This is a genomic window from Microcystis sp. M49636_WE2, assembly GCF_030065375.1.
Lineage (GTDB): Bacteria > Cyanobacteriota > Cyanobacteriia > Cyanobacteriales > Microcystaceae > Microcystis > Microcystis aeruginosa_C.
Map to the genome: position 1 here is coordinate 1 of NZ_JASJFG010000698.1, position 1086 is coordinate 1086.

The 1086-nt window shown below is 41.2% G+C and carries 1 pseudogene; it reads right to left on the bottom strand.

Going from position 1 to position 1086, the window contains the following annotated elements:
• A pseudogene (locus PX484_RS16035) lies at positions 1-589 on the bottom strand (sensor histidine kinase); the annotation flags it as partial.
• Positions 590-1086: the final 497 nt, after the last annotated feature.

A 1086-nucleotide genomic window follows, 5' to 3' on the forward strand; every position in this document is an offset into this window, starting at 1 on the left:
CTAAAGTCCCGATTTGCGGATAACGCAGATTAACTAATCGTTGCCGCAACTGCTGCCAGGCTTGCTGAGTGAGGACGGGATCAAAGGAAAATTGAAAAGAGGACAAACCCCACTGATCCTCGCCTAAAACCAGCAAAAGAGAGAAACTTTCGCTAAAAACCAGACAAAATCTTTCATTAGCAATCGGATCCGTTGGCAAGAGAGGCAATTCATGAATCTCCGTCGGGGAAATATCGGCGGCGGATTTTTCCTGAGAAGGCAATTGCAAACCCAGCCATTGTAAATGTTTTAAAGCTTTAACGGTAAAAACACCAAATTCAAAACCCGTTAAAGCCTTGCTTTCTCTGACTAAAGCCGTCGGACCGGAGAGAATTAAACCCCGACTGGCGGCAGCATTATTTTGGTTTTGTAATAAGATATTTTCTAAAGCGGCGATCGCTGCGAACCACTCACTTTCCGCTTTCAGTTGCGAGCGCTTGAGCCATTCTGATAAATTAGGATAAAAAGCATTGGGGGTGAAGGTTTCCCGGTCCTGATGGTCAGTCGGCGGGAAAATATCGCTTAATTTCGGTAAAGACCCCTTTAACATCGTCTTCATCACTGACTAGATACAAATTCCTTACCTAGAATAGTACCCCCGTTAATGCTCATCCCATAACAGTAAAACCGAACTCTATTGGCAGTGATATCCGCGTTTTGATAGCAGTTATCTTAATGGTGAGGTACAAAGTCTCTGGTTTTGGGGAGTCGGTCGTCGATAGCAAATTAGGTTACACTTCATTGAGAATGCTCAGAAAGGCTGTCAATCGGCTTAATGATTTGTAATATAGGTTAGTCCAGTTGATCACCTATGCTGGTTGTGGGTTTCGTGGCTCAATTCAACCTCGATAAGTCTGATATTTAATTACACCTGCCGACTTATGTATTTTTTTGTTACATTTAAGTATTTTGGCTCTTCCGAACTTGTCATGTAAAATTAAAGAAAAAACAGACAATTATTGCTGACCAATAAAACAATAATTTATCTTTAAAAGCTGACTATGCTTGCAATACAGCAATTTATTGGTTAAAATATAGACAGCCAAG